This window comes from Bacillus pumilus, assembly GCF_009937765.1.
In the GTDB taxonomy this organism is placed as follows: domain Bacteria; phylum Bacillota; class Bacilli; order Bacillales; family Bacillaceae; genus Bacillus; species Bacillus pumilus_O.
Genome location: NZ_CP047089.1, coordinates 2,928,733 through 2,943,097, shown reverse-complemented (window position 1 = coordinate 2,943,097; position 14,365 = coordinate 2,928,733). Strand labels below are relative to the sequence as shown.

Below are 14,365 nucleotides of genomic sequence, written 5' to 3'. Positions count from 1 at the left end.
CCGTAGGGGGTTTGATGTGATAGAGCGGCTGGTATCCTGGCTGGTGAATCTGCAAGCTTTTCATCCTTCCCGTCCTGATGACAGTGGATTCATTAGAAAAGCTCTCCTCACTCACAGTGGCGGGACCGCGCCGGATTTTCACCGGTCTTCCCATTTAAAATTCGACGTGTGATCGAATTACCGACTCTCAAACTATGAATTTATTGTGTTCGATTATATAACGTCCACTTCATTTCGTCAAAGTAAATTTTGAATAATTTTAATTAAAAAAATCCTGAGAAAATTCAATCTATTCTCAGGACCTCTATTCAAGTTATAGAGATAAAAGATCTGCTTCCAATGTCTTTTCTAAAAGCACATCAGGTGCAGTTAAATATAAAAATCCATTCCCTACGAGGGCTTTCGATTGCTTCAGTGGTAGGGTTCTTCTGACAAGTTGAGCATAGACCTCAGGCTCTGACAGCTTGCGCTGGAACGCTTCTTCTTCGGCATTTTTAATAATGGCTAGTGCACCGCTTACGTGAGGGGCGGCCATCGATGTGCCTGTTAGTCTGCCGTATTTATGGTTAGGGAGAGTGGATAAAATGTCTTCTCCTGGAGCAACGAGGTCGATTTCTTTATTGGCGTTGGAGAATTCAGAGGATTCTCTTGCAAGTGAGACAGAGCCGACGGCAATGACTTCATTGTATGCTGCTGGGTAGGAGAACTCTTCCGTACGCTCGTCTCCGTCTCCTTCATTTCCTGCTGCGCACACAACAAGTACACCGCTTTTCACCGCGTTTTGAATGGCTTCCTGTAAGGCAGGCTCATTGCTTGGACCACCGAGAGACATAGAAATAATATCCACCTTCTGCTCTGCGGCATAGTTGATGCCATTAATGATCCATTCGTATTTCCCGCTGCCGTTTTCACCGCCAAGAACTTTCACGATCAGCAGCTTTGCTTCAGGAGCAACCCCTAAAATTCCACCATTTTGATCCGTTGCAGCAATCGTTCCCGCAACATGGGTACCATGCCCGTTGTAGTCTTTCACATTTTCAGCATCTCCGTTGTCATCATCGGTAAAGTTTTTACCTCCGATAATCTGATCTTTTAAGTCGGGATGCTCTGTGTCGCAACCTGTATCAAGGACAGCAATGGTTATGCCTTTTCCTTTGAAGCCACTTGACCAAAGTTCGGGTGCTTTAATCTCCTGAATACTTTCCGGCGTCTCTTTCGCTTCCATCACATTGGCTTTTACTTCATACGGAATTAAGCGAATTTCACCTTTCATAAGAAAGCCCTCCTTATTTTGTTTTCAAAGTAGATTCAGGCTGCGTAATGTTATTGTATAAAAGAAACTTTTGATCGGAAAGGGTCAATTGTAATAATTTTTCAAATAATCAATCTATTATCGAAAATGCAGTTCTCCTCACATCTTGACGAAAGAACTCAGCTTTTGAGGAAAACTCTTGATATCATATGAAAAAGAAGGAAATGCTGCATAGTGAGCTTGCACCTGTTCAGATGAAAATGGGTGAAAAGAACTAAAAGAGGCAAACTAAAAAATAATGAAATCAAGCAATAAAAGCGATGTGAAAGGGATGTGTAATGTTTTTGTTCAAAAATAAATGTGTCTTTCATAAAAAAATAGACATGAAGATTATGTCTGTTCCAAATGCGATAGGCAACATATAATAATGAAAAGACAAGCTTGCCTTTTAGATAGGAGAGATAGAGATGAACAAAGGGAAGATACTCGTAGTCGAAGATGAAAAGAAAATTGCAAGGGTGCTGTCACTAGAGCTTCAGTATGAAGGGTATGAGGTGACGGTCAAAGAGACAGGAATAGATGGACTTCAGGCTTTAGAAGAAGAAAGCTTCGATTTGGTGCTGCTTGATGTTATGCTTCCAGAATTAAGCGGTCTTGAAGTGCTGAGAAGAGTTCGTAAGACAAATACGGCGACACCTATTATGTTGATTACAGCAAGAGATAGTGTGCCTGATAAGGTAAGTGGGCTTGATCTTGGAGCGAATGATTATATTACAAAGCCTTTTGACATAGAAGAATTATTAGCGCGAATTCGTGCGCAACTCAGATTGAATATAAACGAGCAACAAGAGAAGGAGACAGAGCTGAGCATAGCAGATTTAACTGTCAACGAGAAAACAAGAGACATACAAAGGGCAGGTCAAATGCTTGAACTCACGCCGAGAGAATATGACCTGCTTGTCCACTTGCTGAAACATCAGCAGCAAGTGCTCACAAGAGATCAGCTTTTAACAGCTGTTTGGGGTTTTGATTATTTTGGCGATACGAACGTGGTGGATGTCTATATCCGTTATTTAAGGAAAAAAGTCGATTACCCATTCGAAAAACAACTGATTCACACAGTGAGAGGTGTGGGTTATGTGATGAAAGGATAAAGCATGAGATTAAAAAATAAGATCCAGCTTTATACGTCGTTGTCTTTGTTTTTAATGGTGCTCTTATTTCATACAGCCATTTATTTTATTTTTTCAATCACCTTGACGCAAAAAGATATGTCCAGGCTGTCTGAAGTGGCTGAAAATATCGCCATCGCTTTAAAAAAATCAGAAGAAGAAGGTCTTCCATCATCAGAGCTGCTGAAAGCATACCTGCCCCAAAATGGTATGATCCGTGTCGTGACAGAAACGGATGAATCAAAGCTGACTGTCACAAAGGAGTCAACGTTTAGTTCATTGCCTTTTTCATATGAATCTGGGCAGACAGCAGAAATCAAAGAATATAACAAGCATATGGTTGCGTTCGCTGCGATTCCTGTGATATGGACAAATGGCGAGATTGTGTCGCTTCAAGTATATGAAGAAATCGAAAATACGGAAGAGAACTTAGCACTATTAAAAATGATTTTAATGGCTGCGGGCGTTTTATTTATTGTGCTTTCTTATTTTGCAGGCCACATTTTAACAAAACAAATCGTCCGGCCGATTAGTCGAATGACGAGTACGATGAAGGCGAGTATGAAGGAGAAGGCGTTTAAACGAATCGAATTAACAGGCGATTCAAAGGATGAATTGTATCAAATGGGCCAAACCTTTAATGAAATGTCAGAAATTCTCGAGAAGCATTATGAAAAAGAGCAGCAATTTCTTCATGATGCCTCACACGAATTAAAGACGCCGATTACGGTCATTATGAGCTACAGTCATTTACTCAAGCGCTGGGGGCAAACACGTCCAGAGGTTGTAGAAGAATCCTCCCAAGCGATTCATGATGAAGCGGAAAAAATGAAAAGACTGACAGATCAATTGCTGACACTTGCAAAAAATGGTCAGCCGCTCTATGTGGATATGAAGCCAGTTGATCTTGGTCATATGTGCAATCAGCTTTGTCATACACTTGAAGTGGCCACCAATCGAACCATTCAATCTCGTGTGCAAACAGATCAGCCGCTTATTGCGGAAGGAGACGAAGAGAAAATCAAACAGCTTTTGACCATCTTGATTGATAATGCGGTCAAATATAGTACAGCACCAGTTGATGTGACCTGCGGATGGAAAGAGGAGAGGCCGTTTATTTCAGTCGGTGACCATGGGATTGGCATAAAAGAAGAGGATCTTCCGAAAATCTTTGACCGCTTTTTCCGTGTGGATGAAGCAAGAAACAGTGAGACCGGCGGAACGGGTCTTGGTCTTTCAATTGCGAAGCAAATTGCAGAAGAGCATGGAGCTGAGCTGAAGGTAGATAGCCGAATCGGCGAAGGGACAACCATGACCATTCTTTTCCTGAAATAAATAGGTCTTTTCTCATCAATTTCTCATTTCCTCCTTATAAAATAGGAAATAGGAAGGAGGCGCTGCATGTCTAGAAAAACGAAAATGATGCTTGCGCTCGCAGGATGTCTCGTCGTTCTTGCGGCCTTTGCAACGCTCATGATTCAAACCATTGATCAAAAGATATTGAGTGAAGCAGAAATGAAAAAAATAATTGCAAAAGACTACAATGGAAACATTACACAAATTGATTTAATCAATCATAAACAGGACTATACATTGACGCTGGAAAATGCAAATGGCATTTATCAAATCATTGCATCTTCCGCAAGCGGTCAAATGAAAGAAATTAGACAAATAAAAAGCTATCAAAAACCAAATGAAAAAAATGCTGAGCTTCAGGCAGAAGAAGCGGCTGTTAAAAAAGTGAGCGGTACAGTCATTCAAAAGAAAGAAAAATCGGATCGTTTTATCTTTACGATCCAATCAAAAAAAGAATTATATCAAGTCGATGTCGACAAGCAAACGTTTAAAGTGCTTGAAGCAGAAAAGAAAAGCCCGACCTCCAAAGAACAGAAAATGACAAAAATCACGGTCGAAGAAGCCATCCGAATTGCAGTAAAAGAAGTCGGAGGGACAGTGGATGATGCCGATCTAGAAACATTTAGCGGTATGCTCGTATTTGAGGTGGAGCTCGATTTGCCTGACGGGCGAGAGGCAGAGGTACTTGTAAACGCTTATACAGGGGATATTGAAGGAATTACGTACGAAAACTAATCCTTTTCTCATGATTTTCTCATGTTTCTTTCCTTCCTTTATCATCTTGTTTCTTTAAGATAAAGGAGAAATCAAATAGAGGAGGATATGAACATGATGAAAAAAGTACTAGTAGCTACAGCATTAACAGGAACTCTTGTCGCAGGTGGTTTCACACTTCAAGCGCAAAATACAAATCAAACAGCACACGCGGAGCAAGTGGTGCAAAAGAAATCTTCGTTTGTCTCAAAGAAACAAGCAGAAAAAGCAGCCCTAAAAGTGGTGAAAGGGTATGTAGATGATGTGGATCTTGAGCGTAAAAAAGGAAAATGGGTGTATGAGGTCGAGATTAAAAAAGGCGGCTTTGAATATAAAGTATATGTCGATGCTAAATCAGGAAAAGCGCTGAATGATCCGGTCAAAGAAAAGAAACAAAATGTGAAAATCACTAAAAAGCAAGCTGAACAAATTGCTCTTGCAAAAGTAAAAGGGACAGTCACAGATTCTGATTTAGATAAAGAAAATGGCGTGTACTTATATGAAGTCGAAATCACCACACCAAACGGCGAGGAAGTTGATTTTGAGATTTCCGCTAAAACAGGCAAAATCCTAAAGCAAGAATGGGATGATTAAGCCACAACGAAACCTTACACTTTCATGTGTAAGGTTTTCAGCGTGTAGACAAACCCTCGCATTCTTTGTCAGTCCTGCGCGCTGGTGCTCACGAATGTCAAATTCGCTCCGCGCCAGTGCTCTTCCTTCCTAGACTTCAAAGGTTTTCTATCACGCTGAGCTGAAAAGAAGACAAAGGGCTAAAATAAAGTTCATTTTAGCCCTTTGTCGACAATCTGAAACCTTACACTTTTATGTGTAAGGTTTTTTCATTGGGACAAACTACGGGAAAGGAGGCGAGAGAATATGAAGAAAAAAGAAGAAGAGCAAACAATGGACCATGCGGAATATGTTCCGCACCCTGACGGAGAAGGATATGCTTTGTTTTTGCATGATTCCTTTCATCTCCTCTCCCAAGAGGATATGAATCAGCCAGAAGAGGAATAAAAAACAGTGAAAGGGCGATGGTCTACTTTGTCTATCGCTCTTTTTTTGAAAAGTAAGCGAATACATAAGGAAACTGGGCAACTTGCTTATTGACATCACTGCACTTTTTCTGTAATCTCAGTGTGTCAACAATATGAGACTTCGTTAGGTGAGGCTCCTGTATGGAGATACGCTGCTGCCCAAAAATGTCCAAAGACGCCAATGGGTCAACAGAAATCATCGACATAAGGTGATTTTTAATGCAGCTGGATTTTTCCTATGCCATACAGTGCTAAAGCTCTACGATTGAAGGAGCAAGTGTTTATTTGTCATGCTTACAAAGCGCCTTCATTCGGTTGAAGGTGTTTTTTTATGGGAAAAGGAGGTGTGGGGATGGATCATCCCGATTCGAGACACATAGAGAATATGTCAAAAGATCAGATCGAGACATCAGATAGAGGAGATCCTGACCCCCGCACATTCTAAGGGATTCGGGTATCTCCTGACTTTGGGGAGGTAACAGCGATGATACAAAATATAACGTACGATGAACTCATTTTACGCATCATTATTTTATTAAGAGATGGAAAACGAAAAGAATTTAAAAACATCATGGAAGAACTTCAGCCATATGATATGGCCTACTTATTTAAAGAGCTTCCAGAGAAACACCGCAGCCGCTTCCTCAGCTTTTTACCAGTCGATGACGTGACAGAAATGATGGGTGAGTTGGAGCGGGAATATCAAGAAATCGTCCTTGAAAAAGTAGGGAAAGACAAAGCGACCTTCGTCACAAACAAAATGGATAACGATGATCTAGCCAACTTGTTTGATGAGATGGAGGATGAGCTAAAGGATCAGCTTTTATCTAACATGGAAGCAGAGGAATCCAAAGCCGTCCAGCTTCTTATGAATTACCCTGCTGAGACAGCGGGACGGATCATGACCAACCGTTATGTTTGGATACCTCAGCATTATACAGTACAGGATGCAGTTGTGAAGCTGAAAAGCTTTGCTGAAATTGCAGAATCAATCAACTATTTATATGTGATTAATGATCAAAAACAACTCGTAGGCGTGCTCTCATACCGGGATCTCATTTTAGGTGAACCGGATGAAAAAGTACAGGATCTTATGTTTACAAGAGTCATTGCCGTTGGAGCCTTTCAAGATCAGGAGGAAATCGCAAAACTGATTGAACGATATGATTTTCTTGCGATTCCTGTTGTGGAAGAAAACAATGTCCTAGTCGGAATTGTGACAGTCGATGATATCATTGATGTTGTCATTCAAGAGGCAGGCGAAGACTATGAAAAGTTTGCTGCCTCTGGTAAAGATATCACGTTCGACACACCGGCATTTGTGGCGGCATATCGCCGTCTTCCTTGGCTCATTTTGCTCTTGTTCATCGGGCTGATTTCAGGCAGTATTTTAAATTATTTTGAAGATACCCTTCAGCAAGTTGTAGCTTTAGCATTCTTCATGCCGATGATTGCTGGTATGACAGGGAATACAGGGACACAGTCTCTTGCTGTTGTCATTCGAGGGCTCTCAAAAGAAGAATTAACAAAAAAAACCATTGTGCGCCTTATTTTTAGAGAGTTGAGAGCAAGTATTTACATTGGGATTGTTTGTTCCATTATTATTACAGTCGTCGCAATGGTGTGGCAAGGCAATATGATTTTAGGTTTTGTTGTCGGTTCCTCGCTGCTTGCAACACTGATTATTGGGACAATGGCAGGTACGGTCGTGCCGATTATTTTACACAGATTAAATGTGGACCCGGCCATTGCATCTGGGCCACTGATCACTACATTGAATGATATTTTATCCTTACTGATCTATTTTGGAATTGCTACAGCATTCCTTCATACACTGATGTAGCAAGAAGACTGTAAAACGTGACGTTTTACAGTCTTTTTTGAATAAAGATTGCATATAGCGCTTCCATCCTTTACATTTTAAGGTGAAGGTGGGAGAGAACAATGAAGAAGATTTTATTCATTTTCATGTGCATTGTTTTGCTAGGTGCATGTTCAAGAGAAGACGAGGGGAAAGACAGAAGACTAGTGGCAGCAGAGCAGATGATTAAAGCTATTGCCGAAGGAAATAAACAAAAAATAGAAAATATCTATGTTGAAGGCGCTGTCCCAAGCCCAAATGACATGCTGAAAATGAAAAAAGAATGGGGTATAGAGACGCTTTCTTATGATGATTTTCAATTGGAAGAAGCCAGCATTCATGTCTTTCATGCGAATTACGAAGATGAAAAAACAGGAAAGAAAAAAGCACTGGCCATGCGGGTCATAGAAGATCCTGAAAAAGGCGGTGTACGGATTGACTTTGTAGGGCTCGTTGAAGGATCTGAAGCTTCCTCTCAATGAAAGCTAAAAGGATAGAAGAGTTGAAAGAATTTCGCTCTATCTATCCTCTTTTTTATTTCAAATGACTGATCACATATGAGTTATGCCTATGAATTCCATAAAATGTGAGAGGGCACTGGTCATGTAAGAATCGCTGCGTCTTATAAACACAGTGGGCACTATTCTATATGGTTCCGGTAATGGATGACAGGTAAATCTTCCTTGCATCCGAGATTCAACCATAGATTTTGGTAATACGGTAACCCCTAAGCCATTCTCAACGCATTTAAGCACGCCCTCTAAAGAGCCATATTCCATTACCTTCATCGGAGCAAAGCCTTTGCTCTCTAACCATCGCTGCCAACGCCCCAAATAGATGCAATGAGCAAATGACGATAGCAAAGGTTCATGTAAAATTGATTCTACATGGAATTCCTCCTGGGAGTAGCTTGTAATGAGAACAAGTGATTCTTCCAATACAGGATATTCAATAATGTCGGGATGAAGAATGGGCCCATCAACTAGTGCACCGTCTACCTTGTAGTTGAGAATAGCATCGACCTGATCTACAGTAGGTGCCATATACATGCTCAATTCTACTTGTGGAAATGTCTTATGATATGCCGCGAAAATGCTGGGCAATCTTGTCGAAGCAGTAAATTCTATAGATCCAATATGCAAAGTTCCTCGTGGAGAAGAGGAAAGCTTTACTGCCTCTATCGCTTCTTCAAAATCGTAGAGTAATTTGTTTGCATATGGCAACAGTTCTCGTCCTGCTGGCGTTAAGGATATCTTTTTGTGATATCGATAGAAAAGAGGAACACCTAATTCTTGTTCAAGACGCTGGATTCGTGCAGAGACATTGGACTGCACATAATTTAATTTCTCAGCAGCTTTTGTAATGCTTTGTTCAATAGCTACTGCTTTAAATATTTCCAAAGATGTAATATCCAAAATAATGCTCCTTTTTGCATCACTAATTGTGATGAATGATACCCTATTTTTTGATTTTACGTGATCCAATAGAATAAGTAAACTTAATCATACAAGAGGTTGATGCACATGTGCCCCTTGGTGTCTGATGAGGAGGAGGAGAATTTATAAGGTAGGGAGTTTTAGCTTAGAAAACATAAAAAAGACGTTTCCAAGTAAATGAGGAGGGAATCTATTGATTTCAAAGGTGAATATCCAAGAGAAATTTTCGCAAATAAATGATTATTGGAACCCTAGAATAAGTGGAGAATTGAATGACTCATACATGAAAATGGTAAAAATTAAGGGTGAATTCATTTGGCATCACCATGATGATGAGGATGAAATGTTCTTTGTATGGAAAGGCAATCTAGTCATCCGTTTTAGGGATAGAGAAATAGCGCTTCATGAAGGAGAATTTCTTGTGATTCCAAAAGGAATTGAACATCAGCCAGTTGCTGAAGAAGAAGTTCATTTGCTCTTAATTGAACCAAAAACGACGCTAAACACGGGGAATGTGGTCAATGAACGAACTGTTTCGCTTCCTGAACGAATGGATGAACGCTAGATCGCTGCACTTAACCATATACTTAAACGCTATGTGATAGAGTGTGGAAATGAGCAATAAATAAGGGGATAAAGCAGTGAATGAATTTTATAACGCGTTAACGTATGTAAATAAAATGTTTTATGAACCTAATCGTATGTCTTTGAAAGCTGTCCGAGAAGAAGTCCAAAATTCGGAATATGGAGCTGGTGTGTTTCAGCTAAACTCAAAGCCGATTCGTTTTAGAGTGGCAAAAATAACGCCTACTAAGATAGGACAGTTTGTTGCTTTTTGGGAAAAGGATGAGGAAAATAAAAATGGTGATCAATACCTTTACTCATGAAAGTGATTTTGGTCAATTCAGATAAGCCTGCTAGCAAACAAGCTATCGAAACGCAGAAATGGCAATTAGAATATTTTGTTGGCATGAGCAATACAAATAGTTTGCCAGTACAAGAGCTATTAAAGCGATACTCTAACGAAAATAGCTCTTAGTCGTAAATGGAACGGAGACAGCAAAAAAGCTGTCTCTTTTTTATGAAACCATGATCAAAACCAACTACAAACAAAGCCTAAAAGAGTCAGCGATATTTTATTTGTTTATCGATTTTTGTACCGGAAGTGTGCGTTAATTTGACCTTCCAGCATCTTTTTCTTATATTGTCCGCTTTTTAAGGCCTGTTCTTTTTTCTTCATGTCTTTCAAAATCTCCGCTGTTTGCACACCGTCTTCTCGTTTGTTGGCGATATCCATTAATCGTTCTACATCAGAAAAAGAATATTTACGCGTGCCTCTTGTTGAGCGCTGGGGGTAGATGAGTCTGCGTTCCTCATAATATCGGATTTGCCTGACAGATAGCCCTGTTAATTCACTGACAATCCCGATTGAAATGACTTTTTTATCTTTATAAGATACGTCTTCCTGCGTCATATACTCACCCCTGCAAGTCTTTTCTTCATATTATACAGAATAGCAACGAAAAAAATCATTGTTTGTTAGAAAATATAACACAAAAACATGGAAATGAAAAACAATGGAAGGAAAGTTGACAACAGATGTGAAAAGAGTGTTGCGCATGCATATAATGATGATGAGTTGAAATAGGAGGAGGAGCATATGATGGAGCAAACGCAGATCATCTGTATGGCAAAAGAAATCATCGCATTAGATATAAAAAGGGATGAATTACTGGAGCGATTCATGCAGGCGGCAGGTCAGAATGCACATGCTCTTCTAAGAGCCGTACAAAACGATTTGTATAAAAGGTCTTCATAAGCACCTAGTCCATATTATATTGATAGGAGGGGATAATCGGTGAGGCGTATCTTAACAGAAGCTTTAGCAAAGGAAAGACATTATTATACGAAACAGCTCTGTTCATTGGGCGTGTACAGTCCAAATACGGCAAAAAACATGACAATTAGTGACTTAAAAAAAGAGTATCACTTCTTTTTCAACAAAACAGAGCGTGAATTGTGAAAATCCCTTGAAATGTGCGCAAGTCACATTAGGGATTCTTTTTTTGTTTAATATTATAGCAATATTGAATTTTGTAGAAATTTGACGAATGCAGTGTAAGAAAACATAGAGTCTTTACAGATTATGTTAAACCATGTCGGATCTTGATGGTTTGCTAAAAAACCTTTTTTTCGAGATGGTTATGAAAAATAAGAAGGATTTTAAAAGTTTATATCGAAATCTTATACATAACACGAATGGAGTCACTTATGTGGTTGAAAGGGTTTTCAAAAACGTACTTCTATTTTTTACGAAAGGCTCCAACTGCACCGCAAGAAAGCCTTGAAGTTAAAAAAATATTATAAGAGGTAGATATGTGATGAGACTATCGTTTAATGAAGAAGAAGTAGAACGTTCAATGACACTTTACAAAGTATTTGCAAGAGCATTTAAAAGCGTTTCAGAACACAGTATTAGAGACAGCAAAGAGCATGGATTTAATCCAACTGAATTTGCGGTTCTTGAACTGCTGTATACGAGAGGTGCTCAAAAACTTCAGCAAATCGGCTCAAGACTCCTGCTTGTGAGCGGGAATGTGACGTACGTAATTGACAAATTAGAACGAAATGGTTTCATTGAAAGAGAGCAGGACCCAAAGGATAAACGGTCGGTTTATGCCCATTTAACAGATAAAGGGCGCAGTTATCTTGATAAAATTTACCCGATTCATTCTCTCCGGATTGCGCGTGCTTTTTCTGGCCTCTCGCGAGAAGAACAAGAACAATTGATTAGTCTATTGAAAAAAGCAGGTATTCACAGTCAACATTTATTATTTAGATAGAACGAAAAGGTGCCATGATTGGCACCTTTTTTATGTGTCCAGCTGATGCGCTGGATAGGCAATGAATTTTTCGATATCGCTTGCTGGAAGTGGCTTTGCATAATAAAAGCCTTGCAGGTCGTCGCATCCTTGTGCAGATAAAAGCTGCGCTTGTGCAAAGGTTTCAACACCTTCTGCTATGACTTCAAGAGATAGTTGATGTCCCATCGCGATAATAGCACCTGTAATTTGTTCAGATTTTGAATCATTTAAAATATCTTCAATGAAGGATTTGTCGATTTTTAGTCGATGAATGGGTAAATCCTTTAAATAGCTTAAGGAGCTATGACCTGTACCGAAGTCATCAATACTAATGCGAACGCCTAGATGTTTCAGTGACGTCAGCACTTGTTTTGATTGCTTGATATTGTCCATTGTCATACTTTCTGTGACTTCAAGCTCGAGTAGTGACGGTGTCAGATCGTATTTTTTCAGTGTTAGCTTAATCAAATCAATTAAGTCTTCAGAATTAAATTGTTTCGCAGATAAATTAACAGCCACAGGAATTTTCAGACCAGTATCATACCACGTTTTAGCCTGCCTGCATGCGGTATCAATGACCCATCTGCCAATATCAATGATCAGTCCTGATTCCTCTGCCAGCTCAATAAAAGCCTCAGGTGATTTTAACGAACCATCTGGTGCTTTCATTCTTAGAAGAGCTTCTACGCCAGTCATCTCTCTTGTTTTCGCACTCACTTGAGGCTGGTAATGAAGCACGAACTGTTCTCTTTGAATGGCATCCCGTAACTCAAGCTCTCGGTTCAACCTGTCTTCACTTGATCTTTCCATTGATTCGGTGAAAAACTCATAACGACTTTGTTTATGTTTTTTAGATAAATACATCGCCATATCGGCTTTCCTCATTAATTCCATCCCATCTTTCCCATTCTGAGGTGAAATAGCAATTCCAATGCTGATAGATGTAATGAGCTGATGATTCTGAATGAAAAAAGGACGCTCAAATTGACGAATGATATTTTGAGAAAGCTGTTCAATTTTCTGTGTGTCATGCCCCATATCAGGGAAGATCATTAAAAATTCATCCCCACCTAGTCTTGCTATAAAGCCGTTGTCTGGTAAACATTGCGTCAGTCTGTTCGCAGCTGCTTTAAGAAGTAAGTCCCCTATGTTATGACCAAGTGCATCATTAATAATTTTAAAACGATTCAAATCAAGAAAAAGAACAGCCGTCGATGTACCCGTCTCTTCTTGAGCGGAGAGAACATCATTTAAATGGTTGATGGCATGGCGCCGATTAGGAAGCTCAGTTAACGCATCATAATGTGCCATGACATGAATTTCTTTTTCTGCAATCCGCTGCTGCGTTAAATCTTTTAAGACAAGATAAATACTGTCAAGCGAATTGTTGACATGAACAGGTATGTAAGTGACATGATAATAATAAAAGCGATCTGCTGCTTTTAGTTCTGCTTCACGTGTGATGGCTTTCTTTGACTCATAAATAAATTCTTCCCACATGTCAGTCGGCATGACGTATTGGCTGACATCGTCACCAATCCAAGAATTGCACATTTTTAAAATTTGTTTACCTGAGTCGTTTGCAGAAAGCACCTTTCGATTGACCGATAACACGATAATGCCATCGATATTATGTTTGATGAGTGATTGAAATCGCTGTTCATTTTCCTTGAGCTTATCTGCCTGCTTCATGATTCGGTGATCGATATAGGCACCAAAAATCATCAGTGTCTGGACAATCAGTGTCATTAAACCGATGAAAATCGACAGACTGAATGGTGATAATTCAAGAGAACCACCCCCGGAAGACTGACCATCTGAATGAAAAAACATAGTAGAAGCAGCCATACCGGTATAATGCATCCCAGCAACAGCCCCGCCCATCACAAGTGCACCAACTATTTTTAACAGATGATCCTCCTGTTTTTTTCCGGATCGATGGAGCCGAAAAAAGAGATGAAGCGAAAAGAAAGACGCTATCGTAGCAATGAAAAACGAAAGAAAAAAGAGGACTGGATCATAGCTGATGGAGACATTGGCCATTGATTCCATTCCAAGGTAATGCATGCTGCAAATAGCTGAGCCCATGGTGATTGAACTAATGAGCAGCCGTCTTGTGGAGAGCTGTTCTTGAATGCATATTGTGAATGCGATCAAGGATCCGACAAAAGATGCCAAAATCGATAAAATGAGCAAGGGTGTTTCATATGTGATGCCAGCACGCACGTGAAATGCCATCATGCCAATAAAATGCATCGACCATATCCCCATTCCCATGATCAAGGCACCAACGATCAGCCATACCTTTTTCTTCGCACCGCTTGACTGTGCCACTCGGCTGGCTAATTGAAGAGCTGAGTAGGAGGCGAGAGCGGCGAGTACGATTGACAGAAAGACAAGCCATCCATTGTAGCTTCCTGTTAAATGGGTCATGTAAGAAAACCTCCAGTATCTTAAAACAGACGTATACTTAATATATCGGATTGAATGGCTTCTGTGTTCACTTTTCCTTCACTTAAATACCATAATCATCGTTTTTTCACCTGTTTTTATAGTAAAATCAAATTTAATGTAAAAAAACGACGAAAAGTGAATCGTTTTTTCTGTTTTATTCGTTTAATATATGTGCGA

15 protein-coding genes, 1 pseudogene and 2 riboswitches are annotated in these 14,365 nt (G+C 39.8%); of the genes and pseudogenes, 12 read left to right on the top strand and 4 right to left on the bottom strand.

Translation table 11 applies throughout. From position 1 onward, the window contains the following. Nucleotides 1-9: 9 nt before the first annotated feature. Nucleotides 10-201, bottom strand: a riboswitch (cobalamin riboswitch). Between the two features lie 112 nt (nt 202-313). Beyond that, complete coding sequence (locus GPS65_RS14465) at nt 314-1,273, bottom strand: S8 family peptidase (protein ID WP_012009704.1); 960 nt, start codon at nt 1,271-1,273, stop codon at nt 314-316. Between the two features lie 446 nt (nt 1,274-1,719). Here GPS65_RS14465 and GPS65_RS14460 point away from each other — a divergent pair, with 446 nt between their 5' ends. The 7 genes from GPS65_RS14460 (at nt 1,720) to GPS65_RS14430 (ending at nt 7,916) form a co-directional block, all read left to right on the top strand. Next, nucleotides 1,720-2,406 carry a response regulator transcription factor gene (locus GPS65_RS14460; RefSeq protein WP_012009706.1) on the top strand — a complete coding sequence of 229 codons (687 nt, stop codon included), beginning with the start codon at nt 1,720-1,722 and terminating at the stop codon, nt 2,404-2,406. Between the two features lie 3 nt (nt 2,407-2,409). Beyond that, entirely contained in the window at nt 2,410-3,759 is a 1,350-nt protein-coding gene (locus tag GPS65_RS14455) for a sensor histidine kinase (RefSeq protein ID WP_119124748.1), read from the top strand. Nucleotides 3,760-3,825: 66 nt separating this feature from the next. After that, nucleotides 3,826-4,515, top strand: coding sequence for a PepSY domain-containing protein (locus GPS65_RS14450; protein WP_119124749.1), 690 nt, complete (start codon nt 3,826-3,828; stop codon nt 4,513-4,515). Nucleotides 4,516-4,608: 93 nt separating this feature from the next. Further along, nucleotides 4,609-5,127, top strand: coding sequence for a PepSY domain-containing protein (locus tag GPS65_RS14445; protein ID WP_012009709.1), 519 nt, complete (start codon nt 4,609-4,611; stop codon nt 5,125-5,127). A 285-nt stretch (nt 5,128-5,412) separates the two neighbouring features. Beyond that, nucleotides 5,413-5,553, top strand: coding sequence for a hypothetical protein (locus GPS65_RS19330; protein ID WP_003212346.1), 141 nt, complete (start codon nt 5,413-5,415; stop codon nt 5,551-5,553). A 133-nt stretch (nt 5,554-5,686) separates the two neighbouring features. Beyond that, a riboswitch (M-box (ykoK) riboswitch) is annotated at nt 5,687-5,850 on the top strand. A 207-nt stretch (nt 5,851-6,057) separates the two neighbouring features. Beyond that, nucleotides 6,058-7,416 carry a magnesium transporter gene (gene mgtE, locus GPS65_RS14435; protein WP_119124750.1) on the top strand — a complete coding sequence of 453 codons (1,359 nt, stop codon included), beginning with the start codon at nt 6,058-6,060 and terminating at the stop codon, nt 7,414-7,416. 101 nt (nt 7,417-7,517) lie between these two features. Beyond that, on the top strand, nt 7,518-7,916 hold the full coding sequence (locus GPS65_RS14430; protein ID WP_119124751.1) for a hypothetical protein: 399 nt from the start codon (nt 7,518-7,520) through the stop codon (nt 7,914-7,916). 69 nt (nt 7,917-7,985) lie between these two features. Here GPS65_RS14430 and GPS65_RS14425 read toward each other — a convergent pair whose 3' ends face one another. Beyond that, on the bottom strand, nt 7,986-8,849 hold the full coding sequence (locus GPS65_RS14425) for a LysR family transcriptional regulator (RefSeq protein WP_119124752.1): 864 nt from the start codon (nt 8,847-8,849) through the stop codon (nt 7,986-7,988). A 214-nt stretch (nt 8,850-9,063) separates the two neighbouring features. Between GPS65_RS14425 and GPS65_RS14420 the strand changes: the two genes are divergently transcribed. Together GPS65_RS14420 and GPS65_RS14415 are read left to right on the top strand one after the other, a co-directional pair. Then, a complete protein-coding gene (locus GPS65_RS14420; RefSeq protein WP_012009714.1) occupies nt 9,064-9,435 on the top strand; it encodes a cupin domain-containing protein in 372 nt (123 codons plus the stop codon). A 76-nt stretch (nt 9,436-9,511) separates the two neighbouring features. Then, nucleotides 9,512-9,909 (top strand): annotated as a pseudogene (locus GPS65_RS14415) (MepB family protein). A gap of 105 nt (nt 9,910-10,014) precedes the next feature. Here the strand turns inward: GPS65_RS14415 and GPS65_RS14410 are convergent. Next, on the bottom strand, nt 10,015-10,344 hold the full coding sequence (locus GPS65_RS14410; protein ID WP_012009715.1) for a MerR family transcriptional regulator: 330 nt from the start codon (nt 10,342-10,344) through the stop codon (nt 10,015-10,017). 189 nt (nt 10,345-10,533) lie between these two features. Between GPS65_RS14410 and GPS65_RS19325 the strand changes: the two genes are divergently transcribed. The 3 genes from GPS65_RS19325 (at nt 10,534) to GPS65_RS14400 (ending at nt 11,713) form a co-directional block, all read left to right on the top strand. Beyond that, nucleotides 10,534-10,689, top strand: coding sequence for a hypothetical protein (locus tag GPS65_RS19325; RefSeq protein ID WP_088004413.1), 156 nt, complete (start codon nt 10,534-10,536; stop codon nt 10,687-10,689). A 39-nt stretch (nt 10,690-10,728) separates the two neighbouring features. Continuing rightward, nucleotides 10,729-10,893, top strand: coding sequence for a hypothetical protein (locus GPS65_RS14405; RefSeq protein WP_012009717.1), 165 nt, complete (start codon nt 10,729-10,731; stop codon nt 10,891-10,893). Nucleotides 10,894-11,248: 355 nt separating this feature from the next. Then, entirely contained in the window at nt 11,249-11,713 is a 465-nt protein-coding gene (locus tag GPS65_RS14400) for a MarR family winged helix-turn-helix transcriptional regulator (RefSeq protein WP_088004396.1), read from the top strand. Between the two features lie 30 nt (nt 11,714-11,743). Here the strand turns inward: GPS65_RS14400 and GPS65_RS14395 are convergent, their stop codons facing one another. Continuing rightward, a complete protein-coding gene (locus tag GPS65_RS14395) occupies nt 11,744-14,167 on the bottom strand; it encodes a bifunctional diguanylate cyclase/phosphodiesterase (protein ID WP_119124753.1) in 2,424 nt (807 codons plus the stop codon). Between the last annotated feature and the right edge of the window lie 198 nt (nt 14,168-14,365).